Source organism: Massilia rhizosphaerae (assembly GCF_016093545.1).
GTDB lineage: Bacteria > Pseudomonadota > Gammaproteobacteria > Burkholderiales > Burkholderiaceae_D > Telluria > Telluria rhizosphaerae.
This window is the reverse complement of the sequence record NZ_JADKYX010000007.1, coordinates 215651-234802: the sequence shown is the minus strand read 5'-3', so window position 1 is coordinate 234802 and position 19152 is coordinate 215651. Positions and strand designations below refer to the sequence as shown.

The 19152-nt window shown below is 65.3% G+C and carries 12 protein-coding genes and 1 pseudogene; 9 read left to right on the top strand and 4 right to left on the bottom strand.

Annotated features, from left to right (window positions below):
* The first annotated feature begins 3 nt into the window (after positions 1 to 3).
* On the top strand, positions 4 to 3567 hold the full coding sequence (locus tag ISF28_RS13195; protein ID WP_198117640.1) for a pectinesterase family protein: 3564 nt from the start codon (positions 4 to 6) through the stop codon (positions 3565 to 3567).
* Between the two features lie 46 nt (positions 3568 to 3613).
* Here ISF28_RS13195 and ISF28_RS13190 read toward each other — a convergent pair whose 3' ends face one another.
* Positions 3614 to 5200, bottom strand: a complete 1587-nt coding sequence (locus ISF28_RS13190; protein WP_198117639.1) for a DUF4139 domain-containing protein — start codon at positions 5198 to 5200, stop codon at positions 3614 to 3616.
* Positions 5201 to 5397: 197 nt separating this feature from the next.
* On the opposite strand from ISF28_RS13190, the gene aqpZ reads away from it, so the two are divergent.
* The gene (aqpZ, locus tag ISF28_RS13185; RefSeq protein ID WP_198117638.1) at positions 5398 to 6126 is read left to right on the top strand and encodes an aquaporin Z; all 729 of its coding nucleotides are present in this window, start codon (positions 5398 to 5400) and stop codon (positions 6124 to 6126) included.
* A gap of 1 nt (position 6127) precedes the next feature.
* Here aqpZ and ISF28_RS30505 read toward each other — a convergent pair.
* The 3 genes and pseudogenes from ISF28_RS30505 to ISF28_RS13165 form a co-directional block, all read right to left on the bottom strand.
* A pseudogene (locus ISF28_RS30505) lies at positions 6128 to 7336 on the bottom strand (metal-dependent hydrolase family protein).
* 31 nt (positions 7337 to 7367) lie between these two features.
* On the bottom strand, positions 7368 to 8015 hold the full coding sequence (locus ISF28_RS13170; protein WP_198117635.1) for a CCXG family PEP-CTERM protein: 648 nt from the start codon (positions 8013 to 8015) through the stop codon (positions 7368 to 7370).
* A gap of 126 nt (positions 8016 to 8141) precedes the next feature.
* Positions 8142 to 9023: an NAD(P)-dependent oxidoreductase gene (locus tag ISF28_RS13165; protein ID WP_198117634.1), complete on the bottom strand. Its 882-nt coding sequence runs from the start codon at positions 9021 to 9023 to the stop codon at positions 8142 to 8144.
* Positions 9024 to 9401: 378 nt separating this feature from the next.
* Between ISF28_RS13165 and ISF28_RS13160 the strand changes: the two genes are divergently transcribed.
* The 7 genes from ISF28_RS13160 to nosZ all read left to right on the top strand — a co-directional run bounded on the left by ISF28_RS13160 (position 9402) and on the right by nosZ (position 19130).
* Positions 9402 to 11816 (top strand): discoidin domain-containing protein, encoded by a 2415-nt coding sequence (locus tag ISF28_RS13160; RefSeq protein WP_229519058.1) that lies wholly within the window; start codon positions 9402 to 9404, stop codon positions 11814 to 11816.
* A gap of 166 nt (positions 11817 to 11982) precedes the next feature.
* Positions 11983 to 12240, top strand: coding sequence for a hypothetical protein (locus tag ISF28_RS13155; RefSeq protein WP_198117632.1), 258 nt, complete (start codon positions 11983 to 11985; stop codon positions 12238 to 12240).
* 577 nt (positions 12241 to 12817) lie between these two features.
* Positions 12818 to 15271: a discoidin domain-containing protein gene (locus ISF28_RS13150; protein WP_229519057.1), complete on the top strand. Its 2454-nt coding sequence runs from the start codon at positions 12818 to 12820 to the stop codon at positions 15269 to 15271.
* A gap of 290 nt (positions 15272 to 15561) precedes the next feature.
* Positions 15562 to 16056, top strand: coding sequence for an Hcp family type VI secretion system effector (locus tag ISF28_RS13145; RefSeq protein ID WP_198117630.1), 495 nt, complete (start codon positions 15562 to 15564; stop codon positions 16054 to 16056).
* Between the two features lie 12 nt (positions 16057 to 16068).
* Positions 16069 to 16449, top strand: a complete 381-nt coding sequence (locus ISF28_RS13140) for a CHAP domain-containing protein (protein ID WP_198117629.1) — start codon at positions 16069 to 16071, stop codon at positions 16447 to 16449.
* A complete protein-coding gene (locus ISF28_RS13135; protein ID WP_198117628.1) occupies positions 16430 to 16948 on the top strand; it encodes a DUF3828 domain-containing protein in 519 nt (172 codons plus the stop codon). The genes ISF28_RS13140 and ISF28_RS13135 overlap by 20 nt, the downstream gene beginning before the upstream one ends.
* A 250-nt stretch (positions 16949 to 17198) precedes the next feature.
* A complete protein-coding gene (nosZ, locus tag ISF28_RS13130) occupies positions 17199 to 19130 on the top strand; it encodes a TAT-dependent nitrous-oxide reductase (RefSeq protein ID WP_198117627.1) in 1932 nt (643 codons plus the stop codon).
* Positions 19131 to 19152: the final 22 nt, after the last annotated feature.

Below are 19152 nucleotides of genomic sequence, written 5' to 3'. Positions count from 1 at the left end.
TTCATGAGATACGCACGTATCATGGCGACGCTCGCCCTCGTCGCGCTGAGCGCCGCAGCCAACGCCGCCACCGACCCCGCCCGCGCCACCGCCCCGCTCGACGGCTGGGCGAGCCAGGGCGGCGGCACCGTCGCCGGCGCCAACGCCGCGACCGACCAGATCTACACCGTCACGAACCGCGCGCAGCTGCTGGCGGCCATCGCCAACGGCGGCACGACGCCGAAAATCATCAAGCTGTCCGGCATCGTCGACATGACGGAAGGCCGGCCGTACACGAGCACCGCCGACCAGTCGGCCCGCGGCGCCATCCGCCTCAAGAACAACACGACCCTGATCGGCGACGGCGCGAATTCCGGTTTCGTCAACGGCCACATCATCCTGTCGAACGTCAGCCAGATCATCATCCGCAACCTCAAGATCCAGAACCCGTGCGACGTCGAACCGGTATGGGACCCACAAGACGGCGCGACCGGCAACTGGAACGCGGCGTACGACGCCATCGGCATCTCGGGTTCGGACCACGTCTGGATCGACCACAACTCGTTCACGGACGCGCCGGTCACCGACAACTACCTGCCCATCGAGAACGGCCACGTGAAGCAATGCCACGACGGCGCCGTCGACATCACCAACGCGTCCGACTACGTGACCGTGTCGTACAACGTGTTCGGTGAACACGACAAGAACGACCTGATCGGCTCCAGCAGTTCCGCCACCGCGGACGAGGGCAAGCTGCGCGTCACCTTCAGCAACAACGTGTTCCGTGCCATCCAGTCGCGCGCGCCGCGCGTGCGCTTCGGCCAGGTCCACCTCTTCAACAACTACTACACGGGCAGCAAGACGGCCGCCGTGTACAAGAACAGCTACAGCGTGGGCCCCGGCGCGAATGCGAAGATCCTGTCGAACGCGAACGTGTTCGAGATCGCGGGCGCGGCCGGCTGCGACAGCGTGGTCCGCAATCCGGGCGACGCCACGGCCGGCACCTTCAAGGACACGGGCTCGCTGCTGAACGGCGCGCCGCTGGGCGCATGCGCCGTGTCGAACGCGACGACGTGGACACCGCCCTATGCCTATACGCCGCGCCCCGCCGCGCTCGTGAAAGCGAACGCGCTGGCGCAGGCCGGCGGCGGCAAGCTGTCGACCACGATCACCGGCACCGGCAAGACCACCATCGACACCGGCCCCGCCCTGAACTGCCCGGCCTCCGGCCTGTACTTCTGCGACGATTTCCAGGACGGGAGCACGGCCAAGTGGAACCTGCTGCCCTTATCTGCTCCAACCTCGGGCCCGAACGGGACCTTCGGCGTGACGGACGAAGCGGCCGGCAGCGCCAACAAGGTGCTGCAGTACACGGCCGCGACGACGGGCGGCGTGCTGGCCCTCGTGAATCCGGACGCCTTCACTGGCGTACCGTCGGCCGATTACTACGTCGAAGCGCGCATCCGCCCGATGGCCAACGGCACCACGGGCAACAAGCTGCTGTACCTCGTCGCGCGCTATGCCGACGCCGGCAACTGGTATGGGGCGGGCCTGAACGTCCAGAACAGCACGACGAGCACCCAGGTCGAAATCGCACGCATGCTGAACGGGACGCTCAGCCGGCCCAAACAAGTGAAGACGCCGATCGCGATGGACGCCCAGTTCTACACGGTCCGCTTCGAAATGATCGGCAGCACGCTCACCGTCTACCTGGACGGGAAAAACCTCGGCGCCATCACCGACGCGTCGTTCGCGCAGCGCGGGCTGATCGGCCTGTACACGTCGAACAAATCGTTCCAGATCGACGACGTGCGCGTGGGCGACCCGCGCCAGAAGCCCGTGCAGCTGACGCTCGATCCGGCCGCGACGACGTACGCGGCCGAAGCGGGCGACGCGCCGCTTGCCGTCGCCGTCACGGCGGTCACGGCGGACGGCACGGCGGACAGCTTCACGGTCGCCTCCAGCAACCCGGCCGTCGTCAGCGCCGCCGCGAGCGGCAATACGGTCACGCTCACGCCGCTGTCCGCCGGCACGGCCAGCATCGTGTTCACGAGCGGTTCCGAGCCGGGCCTCACGCGCACGATCGCGGCAAGCATCGCCCCGCAATTCGTCCAGCCGACGCAGACCTATCCGCTCGCGGGCGTCAGCAGCCCGGCCGCGCAGGCGGGCGCCGTCAACGTCGACACGGTGCTGACACTGACCTTCGACAGTCCGCCGACCCTGGGCTCAAGTTCGAGCACCGGCGGCAGCATCCGCATCTTCCGCAAATCCGACGACGCGCTGGTCGACGTGATCCGCACGAGCGGCGAGACGGACGTCCTCGGCTATCCGGGCCAGGCCCTCGTGCGGCGCGTGAACACGGCGCCGATCCGCATCGACGGCAACACGGTCCGCATCGCGCCGCACACCGGCAAGCTCGCCTACGGCACGGCGTATTACGTCGCCATCGCCGACGGCGTGTTCACGAATACGACCCTGGGCGGCCTGCCGTTCGCCGGCATCGGCAAGCTGGGCGACTGGTCGTTCACGACGCAGGCCGCGGCGCCCACCGCCGGCACGGTGACGGTCGACGACGACGGCGGCGCCGACTTCCGCACCGTGCAGGGCGCGCTGGACTACGCGATGCAGAACTTCGCGAAGACGGCGCCGGTGACCATCAACGTGAAGAACGGCGCCTACGACGAGCTGCTGTACCTGAACGGCAAGGACAACGTCACGATCAAGGGAGAGAGCCGCGACGGTGTCGTGATCCGCTACACGAACAACGACACGCTGAACCCGGGCACCGGCACGAGCCAGTCGCCGACGGTGGCGGGGTCGCCCGCCGGCGGACGGGCCGTCATGCTGGTCGAGAACGCGGACATGCTGGTGCTCGACACGCTCACCATCGACAACACGACCATCCGCTCGCCCGCCATCTCGGGCCAGGCGGAGACGGTGTACTTCAACAGCGACAAGCGCCTCGTGGCCAGGCACGCGAACTTCATGAGCGAGCAGGACACGCTGAACCTGAAAGGCTGGTCGTGGTTCTACGACACGCTCGTGGCGGGCAACGTGGACTTCATCTGGGGCGGCAGCCATGCCGCGCTGTTCGAGAACAGCGAAATCCGCAGCGTGGGCGACAGCGCCAACGCGTCCAGCGGCGGCTACGTGGTGCAGGCGCGCGTGCCGGCGGCGACGGACGTCGGCTACGTCTTCCTGAACAGCGCGCTGACGCACGGTCCCGGTCCCGGTCCGAACCACGGCGACGTGCCGCTCGGCGCGACCTATCTCGCGCGCAGCCCGGGCACGACGAGCACGTGGGACAACGTCGCGTTCGTGAACTGCCGCATGGATGCGCACGTGGCCCCCGCCGGCTGGGCGGGCCAGGGCGTGAACGGGCAGCCGGCCCCGAATCCGGCCGTGGCCACGGCGGACGCGGGCTGGCGCGAGTACGGCACCACGACGCTCGCCGGCACGCCGCTCGACCTGTCCACGCGCGTGGGCGGCTACGTGCTGTCCGACGCCGACGTCGCGGCCCGCTTCGCGAACCGCGCCCTGGTCTTCGCGGCCTACGGCGGCGGCGCGGGGTGGAATCCGCAGCCGTGACGCCATGCCGCCGGCGCCGCACGCGCGGCGCCGGCGGCGCTTCCGGTCACGGCAATCCCTGCACGTACCCTTCCTTCGGATAGTCGATGACGTAGTCGACGTCGAAGCGCGCCGTCTCGTTCGGCTTGAGGGTGCGCGACCAGCCGACCAGCCCGCGCCGGTGTTCCCAGTCGCGCACGTCCGGTTCCGGATGCAGGGCCGTCTTGACGGTCACCTTGTCCGATTCGCTGACGGGCGTCGGTTCGAGCAGCAGCACGGCGACGCTCTGGCGGTGCGTGCTCGTCACGACGTAGGTGTCGGCGATATGCTTCCGGTTGGCGCCGTTGAAGAAGCCCGTCTGTCCCGACTTGCGGTCGAGGTGTTCGACGGTCACGCGCACGAGCGGATCGCGGCCGAACGCGAACAGGAAACGGTCGCCGGCCTGCGCGTCCCATTGCTGCGCGCCGACGTACGCGCCGTCGCGCTGCAACTGCACCTGGCCGGGCAGCCACACGCCATCGGGCCGGCTCGCGCGCGCCGTCACGACCGCGACGTCGTTGCCGCTGCGCGGCACGATCAGGTCGCGCTGCTCCGCCTGCAACGTCTGCCGCGACAGGCCGACGGTGACCTCGCGCCCGTCCGACGCCAGCGTGACGCGGGCGGGCACGTCGAACTCGGTCGTGAACGTGCCCTGCGTTTCCACGGTCGGCGCCACGTAATCGTCCTGCTCGAGGGCCGGTGCCGGCTTGACCTCGACCAAGGGAAGCTCGGGCGGCGGCGCGGGCATTGCGCGGTACAGGGCGCTGGTGTCGACCGGCGGCCGGTAATTCAGCAGCCACGGGGACGGATCGGGCGCGTACACGGCCAGGTCGGGCTGGCCGGTCGACAGGCGCAGCTTGACGTTGCTCCAGTCCTCGCCCGTCTTTTGCGAAATGGTCGCGAGCCGCTCCAGGTCGATGGTCGACGCCGCCGAATCGAGGGAAGCCCGGTACGTCGGCTTCCAGCCCGCGCGGCCGACCTGGTAGGTCAGCACCAGCTTGCCGCCCTGCCGGGCCGCCAGCTGCACCGTGATCGTCCGGCTGTCGCGCGCGCCGGCCTGCGCCCTGGCGAGGTCGCGCTTGGCGGCGTCGAGCTGCTTCGCCAGCGCCCGCTTCTTGACGTCGTCGTTGCGGACGCGTTCGAGCGCGTCCAGGGCGCCCTTGCGGATCGCGTCGAGCGTGCCCGCCAGGTTCTTCGCGTCGACCGGCGCGGCCTTGTCGCCGCCTCCGCCCAGGCGCTCCAGATAGCCCTGCGCGATCCGGGCCGATTTGATGTCCGCGTCGATCGCCGCGACCTGGTCCTGCAGCGCCTGCACTTTCGCTTCGAGATCCGCCTCGCGCGGGCTCGGGCTGTCGGCGCGCGCGACGTCGCGCGTGACGACCTGCCCCACCTGGATGCCGGGATCGGCCTGCAGCCGGATCGTGTCCTTGTCGAAGTTGGCCAGCAGGCCCGTGATCTCGACCTGCGCCGCGCCGGGCGCGACCTGCACGACGCGCTCCACCGTGGCGCTGCCGGGATACAAAGTCACGCTCCGGATCGGGGCGTCCGTTGCCCCAGCGGCGGTCGTCACCGCGGCGAGCGCGATGCCGACCGCTCCCATCTGCCTGAATGCCATGTCATTCCTTTCGAGGTTGAACCGTCGAGCATATCAAACGGCGGCGTCGTAAAAGCCGCAAAATGTCACGATGTCGATCGTCATCCTATGACGATGTTGTTGTTGTACAATTTCTTTTGCGACAACTCAGGTCGCACCCGAATGCATGACGCGCCATACCGGACGCGACGCAGTCCCTATCGTTTTGGAGATCACACATGTTCCGTAAATGTTTTGCCGAATTCCTCGGCACGTTCTGGCTCGTGCTGGGCGGTTGTGGCAGCGCCGTCCTGGCCGCCAAGTTCGCCGACGTCGGCATCGGCCTCGCGGGCGTCTCGCTCGCGTTCGGCCTGACGGTGCTGACGGGCGCCTACGCCTTCGGGCCCGTCTCGGGCGGCCATTTCAATCCGGCCGTCACGGTCGGCCTGTGGGCCGGCGGCCGCTTCCCCGCGCGGCACATCGTCCCGTACGTCGTCGTGCAGGTGGCCGGGGCGATCGCCGCCGCGGCCGTCCTGTATGCGATCGCGAGCGGCAAACCCGGCTTCGACCTGGCCGGCGGTTTTGCCGCCAACGGCTATGGCGAACACTCGCCCGGCAACTACTCGCTCGGCGCGGCGCTCGTCACGGAACTGGTGATGACGTTCATGTTCGTGCTGATCATCCTCGGCGCGACGCACACGCGCGCGCCGGTGGGCTTCGCCGGCCTCGCGATCGGGCTGGCGCTGACGCTCATCCACCTGGTCAGCATCCCGGTGACCAACACGTCCGTCAATCCGGCCCGCAGCACGGGCCCCGCGCTGTTCGTCGGCGGCTGGGCGCTCGCGCAACTGTGGCTGTTCTGGCTCGCGCCGCTGGTGGGCGGCGCGCTGGCCGGTGCGGTGTACCGCGCCGTGCTGGAACGCGACGAGACCGAACCCGCGGTGGAAGGCCGCCCGGCCCAGCGCTGATTCAAGGCTTGGCGTCCCGTCGCACGACGACGCCGTCCTTCATCACGAACACCGGATGCTCGGTGACCGTGATGTCGGCGATGGGATTGCCCGGCACGGCGACGACGTCCGCCAGCTTGCCCGCCTCCAGCGTGCCGACACGATCGATCGTGCCCAGCAGGCGCGCGGCGTTGGCGGTGCCGGCCAGCAGCGCCTGGGCGGGCGCCATGCCGTTGTCGACCATGTAGCGGAACTCGCGCGCATTGGTGCCGTGGACGCCGACCGCGGCGTCCGTGCCGAGCGCGATCGGCACGCCGATCTGCACGGCGTGGCGGAACGTCTGGCGCACGTGCGCCGCCGCGGCCCGGCCCTTGGCGGCGATCACGGGCGGGAACGTCGCGATCTTCTCTTCCACGTGGACCGTGGCGGACAGCGTCGGCACGAGGTACACGCCCTTCGCCTTCATCATGCGCAGGGTGTCGTCTTCAATGAAGCTGCCGTGCTCGATCGAATCGACGCCGGCCGCAATCGCCATCTTCGCCGCCTTGTCGCCGTGCGCGTGCGCCGCGACCTTGCGGCCCTACGCGTGCGCTTCGCCGATCACGGCATTCATTTCGTCCTGGGTCAGCTCCGGCGCGTCGACGGGATCGGACAGCGACAGCACCCCGCCCGACGGCATGAACTTGATGACGTCGGCGCCGTACTTGATCTGGTAGCGCACCGCGGCACGGCACTCTTCCGGTCCGTTGCACACGCCCTGCAGCGGCCCCGCCAGCGGCAAGCGCTGCGGCGGCACCGGGTCCTGGTCGGCATGGCCGCCCGTCGAGCCGATGGCATAGTTCGACACGAGCATGCGCGGCCCCGGCACCATGCCCGCATTGATGGCGTTGCGCAGGCCGAGCGCGATCCAGTCGGTCGAGCCGACGTCGCGCACGGACGTGAAGCCCGCCTCCAAGGTGATGCGGGCGTAATGGGCGCCGTACAGCGCCTGCTCGGCCGGGAAGCGCATCATGTTGTCGAAGAAATCGTGATACCAGTCGTCGCTCGACTGGCCGGACAGGTGCACGTGGGCGTCGATGAAGCCGGGCAGCAGCGTGGCGTCGCCCAGGTCGATGACGTCGGCGCCGGCCGGCAGGTCGGCCTTGTCGTCCTGGGCGACGCGCACGATCTTGTTGCCGACGATGGTCAGTTGCGGATGGTCGACCAGCTTGCCGCTGGCGCCGTCGAACATGCGCGCGGCGCGCAGGACGACGGTGTGCGCGTCACGCCGGCTTGCGGCGGCGGCGCATGAGAGCCAGCGCGCCCGCACCCAGGCCGAACGTCGCGATGCCGGCCGGTTCCGGCACGGCGTTCAACGTGTCGCTGGCGGCAAAGGTTGCGTAGGCGACGGCGTTTGCGGCCTTGAACTGGGCCTGCTGGCCGCCGTCGCAGCAACCCTCGATGCCGTAGACCTTCAGGACGTGGTTGCCGGCCGCGAGGTCGAGCGCACCCTGCAGGCTGCCGTTGGGCGTCGCGTAGCTGTTGGCCCACCACATGTCGTGCGTGTCGTAGCCGAGCGCGACGCCGTCGACGAACAGCGCGCCGCCGTAGCCGAAGTCGACGCCGGTGCGGAAGTTCCACGTGCCGGCCTGTGCGGCCGTGACACCGAAATCGATCGTCGACTCGAACGCGTAATTGCTCAGCGAACCGTAGAAATTCTTGACCGACAGGTTGTCGTAGGCGGCCACGGACTTGCTGCCCTTGTACGCGGCCGGATTGGCGATGGCCGCGTCCACCGCGAGCTTGTATGCGGCCGCGTTCGCTTGTGCCGCGGGGGTGACGGTCGCGACCTGCAAGGTGATGACGCTGGCGTTCGCGTCGAGAACGAGGCTGGCGAGCAGGACAAGACCGAGTTTGGCGCGCAGAGTCATCGCGGATTCCCCTTGGAAGAATTTGATATGTATCAATATATCATTCCAAAAAGAATTTTGTCGTTACATAATTGTAATTAAATTGTTTTTATTTCATTTTCGTCGGCACGGCGCCACACGCGGCCGCTAGCCTTTCAGGCCGCCCCGCCGCGCCGCGTGCTTGCCCAGCGCTGCCAGGTCGAGGTCGGCATCGCCCTGCGCCACGGCATCCTGCAACGTCGCCTGCAAGGTCGCGCCGAACGCCAGCGGCAAGCCCTTGTCCCGGCCCGCCTCCACCGCGAGCCGCACGTCCTTCAGGCCCAGCGACAGCTTGAAGCCGGCGGGAGAATAACGCTGCTCGGCGATCATCCCGCCATAGCCCTTGTAGACGGGCGAGCCGGCGAACAGCGTGCTCGTGACCAGGTCGACGAAGTCCCCGGCCGCCACGCCATGCGCCCGCGCCAGGGCGGCGCCCTCGCCCGTCGCCTCGATCGCGCACGCGAGCATCAGGTTGCACGCGAGCTTGACCGCGTTCGCCTGCTCCGGCGCGCTGCCGAAGCGCCACGTCGTCTGTCCCATCAGGTCGAACAACGGCTGCACGCGCGCGATCAATTCGTCGCTGCCGCCGGCCAGGATGTTCAGCTTGCCCGCCTGCGCGACGTCCACGCGGCCCAGCACGGGCGCGGCGACGTAGCCGACGCCGCGTTCGACGTGCAGCGCCGCCATCTCGCGCGCGAACGCGACGGAAACGGTCGCCATGTTGACGTGGATGCTGCCGGGCGCCATCGCGGCCAGCACCCCGCCGTCCAGCAGCACGGCGCGCGTGGCGGCGTCGTCCGCGAGCATGGTGAAGACGACGTCGGCGATGCCGCATTCGGCGGGCGTCGCGGCCGGCTTCGCGCCCTGCGCCGCCAGCGCCCGCACGGGTTCCGGACTGCGGTTCCAGACATGCACGGGCCGGCCCGACTTCAGCAGGTTGGCGGCCATGTGGTGGCCCATGCTGCCCAGGCCGATGAATGCGATGCTCATGCGTGTTCCTTTGTCCGAATGTCTGCCCGCCCTCGGGCCACAGCGATATTAAACCAGCGGGAGGATGCGGGCCGTGTCGTGACGCGCGCGTGCCGCGCGGCGAATATGTCTCAAAAGTTGTTATCGTTAACTTGATATAACTTAAATGTACATACGAACCATAACGTGCACGGCGATATGTCCGCCATAATCCATCAGTTTTTTGCTCGAACAAATATCTCGCAGCCTTGCGAGACCACGGCCAAGGCAACGGGGACGCCCGCGACGCTCTTGAACGTGACAGTCCCGGCGCGATGTCGTGAGGCTGACGTTGTCGCCGGTTAATGATGTTCACCCATGAAAGGGGTACCGATGAAAAATAGTTCTAGAGAACAGTCTTTGGGCATCCGACACATCCTGGCAACACTCCTCCTGGCGGGCACCACCGTGCTGCCGGGTCACGCCACCGCGCAGGTCACCGGGTTCACGCATCCGGGCACGCCGCTCACCCTCTCCGATCTCAGTACGCTCAAGACGTACGTCGATCAAGGCAAGCAGCCATGGAAGTCCGGCTATGACCAATTGGCGGCCGACGGCAAATCGCAGCTCACCTACGTCATGGCCGGTCCGTACGCGACCGTGAGCCGCAGCCCCGACGTGAATCTCTGGCCATGGCGCAATGACATGGTCGCGGTCTGGAATCTCTCGCGGATGTGGTATTTCACCCGCAACGACGCCTACGCCAAGAAAGCGCACGACATCCTGATGGCGTGGGCCACCACCCAGACTTCGTTCTCGGGCAGCGAGTCGATGCTCGACCTGGGCGACTATGCCTTCAGGTTCGTGGGCGGCGCGGATATCCTGCGCGGCACCTGGCCGGGTTGGACCGCCAGCGATACGGCCACGGTAAAGAACTATTTCACCAATGTCCTGCTGCCGGCGGCGAACCCGTATGGCGAAAACATGTTCGGCGCCGCCAACAAGGGGGCGCTGGCCCTCGTTGCCCTCGGGTTGATGGACATCTTCGACGACGACGCCGCGGCGCTGGACAAGGTCGTCTACCAGCTCCGCACCCTCGCCCACATCGGCCTGCGCAGTTCCAACGACATCGGCATGCTCGGCGACTCCCTGCGCGACCAGGGGCACGCCCATGGGCAACTGCTGTCGCTGACCATGCTCGCCGAGGCGCTGTGGAAACAAGGCATCGACGTCTATTCCGAGCTGGACAACCGGCTGCTGGGGGCCGGCGAATATTTCGCGCGCGTGAACGAACTCGCGCCCACGCCGTTCCTCCCGTTCGGCACCACCGATGCCTACTACATCGCCGACAATACCAACCGCGGCTGGGGCGGCGGGAACATCGTACTCAACCAGATCCATGGCGCCTACGTGGTCCGCAAAGGCATGCAGGCGCCGTATATCGCGCAGCGGCGCCTCTGGATGCCGGTGGACAGCACCAGCTTCATGTTCATGAAGGACGTCGACACCTCGACGGCGGCACCCGCGCCGGGGCTCGCCATTCCCGCGACCACCTCGCTCACTTCGCCATTGAATGATATCGATATCGGTGGCGCCACCCCGGCCGGCAGGTCGTCGTACGCCAACGGCAAATGGACCGTGGTGGGCGCCGGCGCGGACACGTGGAGCACAAGCGACAGCAGCCACTTCGCCTACCAGGCCCTCACCGGCGACGGCGCCATCGTCGCGAAGGTCGAGTCGATCCAGAACACCAGCATCTATGCCAAAGCGGGCGTGATGATGCGCACGAGCCTGGCCCAGGGCGCGCCGCGCGCCCTGATGGTCGTCACCAACCAGGTCAAGGTCGAGCAGAACATGCAAAACCTCTCGGTGTACGGCGGCTCGAACTACGGCAACAAGGGCTATGCCATCGCGAACACCGTGCCGTCCTACTGGGTCAAGCTCGAGCGCATCGGCAACATGATCACCGGCTATGTGTCTCCCGACGGCACCAACTGGGCCGCCACCGACGTCGGCCGCATCGACGGCACGCTGCCCAACACGATCTATGTCGGCCTCGTGGTCTGCTCGCACGCCAACGGCACGCTGAACACCTCCGTCTTCAGCAACGTCCAGGTCACGGGCGGCGACGGCGGCGCGCCGGCCGCCATCCCGGCCGCGCCCGCGACGCTGCTGGCCGAGCCGGGCGATGGCGCCGTCCCGCTGCGCTGGCAGCAGTCGTTCGGCGCCACCAGCTACACCGTCAAACGCTCCACGTTCAGCGGCGGCCCCTACACGACCGTCGCGTACGGCATCACGGACGGCAGCTACACGGACACCGCGGTGAGCAACGGCATGACCTACTACTACACGGTCACGGCGACCAACGCCGCCGGCACGAGCGCCAATTCTCCCGAGGACAGCGCCACGCCGGCCCGCGCAATGATCAACGTCGCGACCGGCGGCACCGCCACCGACAGCGCGAACAACGCGAACAACGCGGCACAAGCCTTCGACCAGAACTCAGCGACGAAATGGCTCTACGCGGCCCCGACCGGCTGGCTGAAGTACGACCTGGGCCACACCGCGGTGATCCAGCGTTATACGATCATCAGCGCCGATGTGGCCGCACGCGATCCGAAGGACTGGCAGTTCCAGGGCTCCAACGACGGCGTCAACTGGACGACGCTCGACGCGCAAAGCGGCCAGGTGTTCGCCAATCGTCTTCAGCTGAAAGGCTACCCGGTCGCGGGTGGAAGCGCGTATCGCTACTACCGGCTCAACATCACGGCCAATAATGGCGACACCGCCTCGACGGCGGTCGCCGACCTGGGGCTGTTCGTTCCCAGGCCGTAAGACGCATGAACCGAACCCCAAAAGCTGGGCACCGGCTCTTGGGGTTCATCCGCCGACGGTGCGGGCCGGCGCTTTTCAACCCGGCTTGCTCGTTTCCTATTGTGTTCAGGCCCGGACGTCCCATGTAGGAGGCACCGCAAAACACCCTGATCCATGGAGGGAAGCCATGAAACGCATCTTTGCATTGTGGCGCGTCGTCGCCGGCCAGGACCTGCGCCTGCTGTGGTTCGCCCTCCGGCACGAGAAACGTCCCGGGTGGTTGTTGCCCGGCCTGGCCGGCCTCGCGCTGTTCGCTGTCGAGCCGTTGAATTTCACGCTGCCCGTGATCGGCGCGGTCGATGAGCTCGTGCTCGTGCCGCTCGTCCTGCACGCCATGGTGAAAATGCTGCCCGCGCACGTCCTCGACGGTTTTACGCGCCCTTAGGCCGGCATGCCGGCAACGTTGCCCGGACCGCGTGTCGGCCAACGACAGCGCCAGGCCGTGGTTGAGGAATTGCTTCACGCCGCTGAGCGCCATCGCCTTCAGCACGCTACCGAGGAAGTCTTCGTCCTTGTCGTGCGCGTCTTGCGGTTCCTCGACCTGCTTCATGCCGTAGTCCGTCAGCTGCAAGTACACCGTATCGCCCTTCAGCATCATACGTGCTTGTCGCGGCCTGTGTCCCACAGGTATTCATCGATGCCATTCGTTAACACAAACTGAACGTCGCGCTGGAAAAATTAATGTTAAATTAATTCTTCGCAATATTTATACATACGAAAGCTATTGCCGTACGGCAATATGACTGCCATAATTTAACAGTTTGACGCTCGAACAAATTCCTCGTGTCCAAGCGAGGCTGCGGGCAAGGCGACGGGGACGCCCGGGACGCCCTTGAACGTGACGGTTCCGGCGCACGACGCCGTATTGCCGAGGTTGTCGCCTCGGCTTCACGATCGACGCGCTGGTGAGTGATGTTTATTAACGAAGGGTACCGATGAAAAACAGTTCCAAAGAATGCTCCATGACGATCCGAACGACGGCCCGCAAGTTCAAGCGAACCGGTGTCGCCGCTGCGCTGCTCGCGTTGAGCACCGCGATGCTGCCGGGTTACAGCGCCGCGCAGGCCACCGGTTTCACGCATCCGGGCGCACCGCTCACCCTCTCCGATCTCCAGACGCTCAAGACGTACGTCGACCAAGGCAAGCAGCCATGGAAGTCCGCCTACGACCAATTGGCAAACGACGGCAAGGCCAAGCTCACCTACGTGATGGCCGGGCCGTACGCGACCGTGAGCCGCGCACCCGACATGAATCTCTGGCCATGGCGCAACGACATGGTCGCGATCTGGGACCTGACGCGGATGTGGTATTTCACCGGCAACAAAGACTACGCGAAAAAGGCGCACGACATCCTGACGGCGTGGGCCACCACCCAGACCGCGTTCTCGGGCCGCGAATCGATGCTCGACCTGGGCGACTACGCCTACGCGTTCGTGGGCGCCGCGGACATCCTGCGCGGCACCTGGCCGGATTGGACGGACAGCGACACGGCGACGGTCAAGAACTATTTCGCCAACGTGCTGATGCCGGCATCGAACCCCTACGGCGAAAACATGTTCGGCGCCGCCAACAAGGGCGCGCTGGCCCTGAACGCCCTCGGGTTGATGGCCATCTTCAACGACGACGCCGATACGCTGAACCGGGTCGTCGCCCAGACCCGCACGCTCGCCCACATCGGCCTGCGCAGTTCCAACGACATCGGCATGCTCGGCGACTCCCTGCGCGACCAGGGACACGCTCACGGGCAGCTCAAATCGCTGACGATGCTGGCCGAAGCGCTGTGGAAGCAAGGCATCGACGTCTACTCCGATTTCGACAACCGCCTGCTGGCGGCCGGTGAATACTTCGCGCGCGTGAACGAACTCGCGCCGACGCCGTTCCTCCCGTTCGGGACGACCGATGCCTACTACATCGCCGACAATACCAACCGCGGATGGGGCGGCTGGGGCGGCGGCAACATTGCGCTCAACCAGATCTATGGCGCCTACGTCCTGCGCAAGGGCATGCAGGCCCCGTATATCGCGCAGCGGCGCCTCTGGATGCCGGTGGACAGCACCAGCTTCATGTTCCTGAAGGACGTCGATACCTCGACGGCGACGCCCCCGCCGGCACTGGCCATTCCCGCGACCGCATCGATCACCACTGGCTTGACCGATGTCGATATCGGCGGCGCCGCTCCGGCCGGCTCGGCCACCTACGCCGACGGCAAATGGACCGTAAAGGGAGGCGGCGCCGAAATCTGGGGCACGAGCGACAGCTGCCACTTCGCCTACCAGACCCTCACCGGCGACGGCGCCATCATCGCGAAAGTCGAATCGGTCCAGAACACCAACATATCCGCAAAGGCGGGCGTCATGATGCGCACGAGCCTGGCCCAGGGCGCGCCGCGCGCCTGGATGGCCGTCACCAACCGGATCCAGGCCGAGCAGAACATGCCGAACCTCTCGGTGTACGGCGGCACGAACTACGGCAACAAGGCCTTCAACATCGCGAATACCGTGCCCTCTTACTGGGTGAAGCTCGAGCGCATCGGCAACATGATCACCGGCTACGTGTCCCCCGACGGCACCAACTGGGCCGCCACCGACGTCGGCCGCATCGACGGCCCGCTGCCCGACACGATTTACGTCGGCCTCGTGGTCGCCTCGGTTGCCAACGGCACGCTGAATACCTCCACCTTCAGCCACGTCCAGGTCACGGGCGGCGACGGCGGCGCGCCGACCGCCATCCCGGCCGCGCCCGCGACGCTGCTGGCCGAGCCGGGCGACGGCGCCGTCCCGCTGCGCTGGCAGCAGTCGTTCGGCGCCACCAGCTATGAGGTGCTGCGCGCCACATCGAGCGGCGGCCCCTACGTGACGGTCGCGGATAACGTCAAGGGCGGCAGCTACACGGACACCACGGTGACCAACGGCACGACCTACTACTACACCGTCATGGCGATGAACGCCGCCGGCTCGAGCGGCAGCTCGCCCGAGGACAGCGCCACGCCGGTCCATCCGCTGGTGAACGTCGCCACCGGCGGCACCCCGAACGACAGCGCCAACAACCCGGCCAACGCCAAGTACGTCTTCGACCAGAACTCGGGGTCGTACTGGTTCTACTCGGGCGTGATGGGCTGGCTGCAGTACGACCTCGGCCGCACGGAGACGGTCCAGCGCTACACGGTCATCAGCTCCACCGACAAGATCGGCCGCGACCCGAAGGATTGGCAGTTCCAGGGCTCCAACGACGGCGTCAACTGGACGACGCTCGATACGCAAAGCGACCAGGCGTTCCCCAACCGCATCCAGATGCACAGCTACACGGTCGCGAGCCCGGGCGCCTATCGCTGGTACCGGCTCAACATCACGTCCAATAACGGCGACACGAGCTTCACGACGCTGTCCGAGATTGGACTGTACGCTGCCAAGCCGTGAGACCCGGTAGACGTCGGGAGCACGTGAACAACCGTCCTGCCTGACCTTGGTGACCCGGCTCGAGTACGCCGGGTCATCGACGCCGCCGGCGTTCGCGCTGGCGGCATGACGTTAGCAATCTGCTGCTCCATTGATCCGGCTCATCTGCGAACCTGCCTGACACCCAACTGCCTATCAAGGGGACACGCAACAATCACGCTTTGACCGCTCGGCCGACATCGTGCGAATGGCGAGTTCAACGCGTGCCGAGTCACTTCCCCATCAATAATCCTGCTTTTCTGGAGACAGCAATGGCATTTGACGTGTACCTGCAAATCGATGGCATCAAGGGCGAGTCCCAAGACGACAAACATAAGGATTGGATCGAGGTGACGGGCGTCCATTGGGGCGTCTTTCAACCAAAGAGTGCCACGTCATCGACTGCAGGCGGTCACACCGCCGAGAGAGCCGAACTGGACGACGTCTCGTTTACGAAGTTGGCCGACCTTTCTTCGCCGATCCTTGCTCAGACCTGCGCGATGGGTAAAACCATCCCGAAAGCCAAGTTCGAATTTTTCCGTGCTGATGGAGACGGATCGCGAGTCAAGTATTTTGACATCGAACTGGAAAATGTATTGATCGGAATGGTGAAGCCGCATCTGGGTGGCGATGAATCGTATCTTTCCGAGATCGTCAACCTGAAATATTCCAAGATCAAATGGAAGTACACACAACAGAAGATCGGTGGCGGAAGCGCCGGCAACACTGCGGGAGGTTGGGATCTGGCAGCCAATAAGATTGCGTGATCGGAGGTGATCATGCCATTCGACACGATCAAATTTGCGACCTACCTGCGCGAGCACGCCGGCAAGCATAGCCAGTCGCATTGTGCAAAATTCGTTCGCCTGGCTCTTGAGGCAGGCGGTGCGGACACCAAGGGTCATCCGACGCCAGCCAGACTGTATGGTCCCACACTACTGAGCAATGGCTTTCATGCCATTTCGGTTGATAATCCCGACACGTTCCCGTTCCAGCGAGGCGATATTGTCGTGATTCAGCCAACCAAGCATGGTAACCCGGCCGGCCACATTGCCGGCTACGATGGAAAGGACTGGATCTCGGATTTTATCCAGCACGGCTTTTGGCCGGGAACCGCATATGCAAAGGAGAAGCCGAGTTATGCCGTCTATCGCCGTTAAACGTCTCGCCCTGACCGCTGCGGCTGCCCTGGCAATCGGATGGACCGGCCCGGCCCTTGCCACGAAAGCGGATAGCGAAGCCGTCGTGGTCGCGAAGCTGTACAAGGATTTTGCGTGGCAGGCTGTGGCAAGCCAGGCGGACCTGTTTGGAGACGACCTGTCGCACCAGGGCAAAGCGACGCTTGAAAAATACTTCGCTCCCGCACTGGCGGATTTACTGGTCAAGGACGCGGCATGCCAGACCCGATACCAGGGCATCTGCAATCTCGACTTCGACTTGCTGTTCGATTCGCAGGATCCGCGGGTGACGGACCTGGACGTGACGACGACGTCGCCGGGTGTCGTATCCGTGGTCTACACGGATCCGGTCGATGCAAAGAAAACGCAAATCGATTTCGAAGTAGCCCGGGTGGGCGGCCTCTGGAAGATTACGGATGTCATCTACAGAAGGACCGACAAAGTGTCCCTGAAACAGGTCTTGTCCCGGAAGGTTCCGTAGCCTCCCGAGCGTCAGCAAAAAAAACGGGACACGCAGTCCCGTTTTTTTTTGCAGCACGCAGCGCGAAATCGGCGCTTGCGCGGAACCGCAGGCCGGCGCGCAACTTTGTTCTTCCCAAAAAAATATACTTGATCTAAGTCATTTGGATTTTTTTCATTCCTACGGACAATGCATCCCAATCGGGTTGGTCATGAAGGCTGGGTAAAAAGCGCCTCGCCAGCCGAACGAACATTACTTTGGGAGCAATGCGATGGGCAACGGAAAGAACACCATAACAACTGACGATTTGCCGCAAACGAGCCGCCGCCGATTCCTCGGCACGGGCACCATGCTCGGCCTGGCCGGCGCGGGCGTGTCGCTGCTGTCCGGCTGCAAGGAGGATGGCACGAAGGCCGCCCTCGCGGAATCGGCTCCCGGCGCCAAGACTGCCGGCGGCTTCCACGAAGTCGCACCGGGCCAGCTCGACGATTACTACCTCTTCGCCAGCGGCGGCCACTCGGGCGAAGCGCGCATCATCGGTATTCCGTCCGGCCGGACGTTACGCCGCATTCCGGTGTTCAACATCGATCCGATGGTCGGCTGGGGCATCACCAATGAATCGAAGGCGATTCTCGGGACCAATCCGGACGGCAGCCTGAAATACGTGACGGGCGACACGCACCACGTCCACGGCAGCTACAAGGACGGCACGTACGACGGCCGCTGGCTGTTCGTCAACGACAAGATCAACGCGCGCCTCGCCCGCATCCGCATGGACACGATGGAATGCGACAAGATCACGCAGTTGCCGAACGTGATGGGATTCCACGGCATCTTCCCGGACAAGCGCGATCCGGTCGACCCGAAAATCAATTACACGACGCGCGTATTCTGCGGCGGCGAATTCCACGTGCCGCTGCCGAACGACGGCCACGATCTCGACGATCCGAGCAAGTGGGGCGTGCTGTTCTCGTGCGTCGACGCCGCGACGATGGACGTGCGCTGGCAAGTGCGCATCGACGGCAACTGCGACCTGGTGGCGACGTCCTACGACGGCACGCTGGTCGCGTCGAACCAGTACAACACCGAGAATGCCGCCGACCAGGCCGGCATGATGGCGGCCGAGCGCGATGCCTGCGTCTTCTTCAACGTGGCCCGCATCGAACAACTGGTCAAGGACGGCAAGTTCACCACGATCGGCCACTCGAAAGTGCCGGTCGTCGACGGCCGCAAGGCCGCCAACGGCGATCCGAAGACGGCCGTCACCTGCTACGTCCCGGTCGGAAAAAATCCGCACGGCGTCAATGCCAGCCCGGACGGCAAGTATTTCGTCTGTTCCGGCAAGCTGTCGCCGACGGCCACCGTCATCGAACTCGCGCTCGTCACCAAGTGGTTCAACGGCGACCTGAAGACCGAACGCGACGCCGTCGTGGCGGAGCCGGAAATCGGCCTGGGCCCGCTGCATACCGCCTTCGACGGCAAGGGCAATGCCTATACCACGCTGTTCCTCGACAGCCAGATCGTCAAGTGGAACGTCGACAAGGCGATCGCGCAGTACAAGGGCGACAAGTCGGTCAAGCCCGTGCTCGACCGCGTCGACGTGCACTACCAGCCGGGCCACGGCTATATCTCGATGGGCGAAACGAAGGAAGCCGACGGCAAGTACTTCAACTCGGGGAACAAGTTCTCGAAAGACCGTTTCCTGCCGGTCGGCCCGCTCCATCCCGAGACTGAACAATTGATCGACATCACCGGCGACAAGATGCGCATCGTTTCGGACCATACCGCGTATCCGGAACCGCACGATGCCATCATCATGCGCCGGGACATCGTGAAGACGCGTCAGATCTACAACATGGACGACTTCCCGAACGCCGTCAAACCGGAGAACGCCGGCATCGAGCGCAAGGGCAACAAGGTGCATGTGCGCATGATGTCGCAGGCGCCGACCTACAGCCTGCCGCTCATCAAGGTCAAGAAGGGCGACGAAGTCACGATCACGCTCACCAATCACGACAAGGTCGAAGACTTGACGCACGGTTGCGCCATCCCCCACTACAACATCAACTTCATCGTGAATCCGCAGGAAACCAAGTCGGTCACCTTCAAGGCCGACAAACCCGGTGCGTACTGGATCTACTGCACCCACTTCTGCCACGCGCTGCACCTGGAGATGCGCAGCCGCTTCCTCGTGGAAGCCTGAGCAGGCATCGAGACGATTTACC

Excerpts from the sequence above, each read along its gene's own strand:
- ISF28_RS13195 (WP_198117640.1), top strand. The coding sequence starts at position 4 with ATGAGATACGCACGTATCATGGCGACGCTCGCCCTCGTCGCGCTGAGC.
- ISF28_RS13190 (WP_198117639.1), bottom strand. The coding sequence starts at position 5,200 with ATGGCATTCAGGCAGATGGGAGCGGTCGGCATCGCGCTCGCCGCGGTG.
- aqpZ (WP_198117638.1), top strand. The coding sequence starts at position 5,398 with ATGTTCCGTAAATGTTTTGCCGAATTCCTCGGCACGTTCTGGCTCGTG.
- ISF28_RS13170 (WP_198117635.1), bottom strand. The coding sequence starts at position 8,015 with ATGACTCTGCGCGCCAAACTCGGTCTTGTCCTGCTCGCCAGCCTCGTT.
- ISF28_RS13165 (WP_198117634.1), bottom strand. The coding sequence starts at position 9,023 with ATGAGCATCGCATTCATCGGCCTGGGCAGCATGGGCCACCACATGGCC.
- ISF28_RS13155 (WP_198117632.1), top strand. The coding sequence starts at position 11,983 with ATGAAACGCATCTTTGCATTGTGGCGCGTCGTCGCCGGCCAGGACCTG.
- ISF28_RS13150 (WP_229519057.1), top strand. The coding sequence starts at position 12,818 with ATGACGATCCGAACGACGGCCCGCAAGTTCAAGCGAACCGGTGTCGCC.
- ISF28_RS13145 (WP_198117630.1), top strand. The coding sequence starts at position 15,562 with ATGGCATTTGACGTGTACCTGCAAATCGATGGCATCAAGGGCGAGTCC.
- ISF28_RS13140 (WP_198117629.1), top strand. The coding sequence starts at position 16,069 with ATGCCATTCGACACGATCAAATTTGCGACCTACCTGCGCGAGCACGCC.
- ISF28_RS13135 (WP_198117628.1), top strand. The coding sequence starts at position 16,430 with ATGCCGTCTATCGCCGTTAAACGTCTCGCCCTGACCGCTGCGGCTGCC.
- nosZ (WP_198117627.1), top strand. The coding sequence starts at position 17,199 with ATGGGCAACGGAAAGAACACCATAACAACTGACGATTTGCCGCAAACG.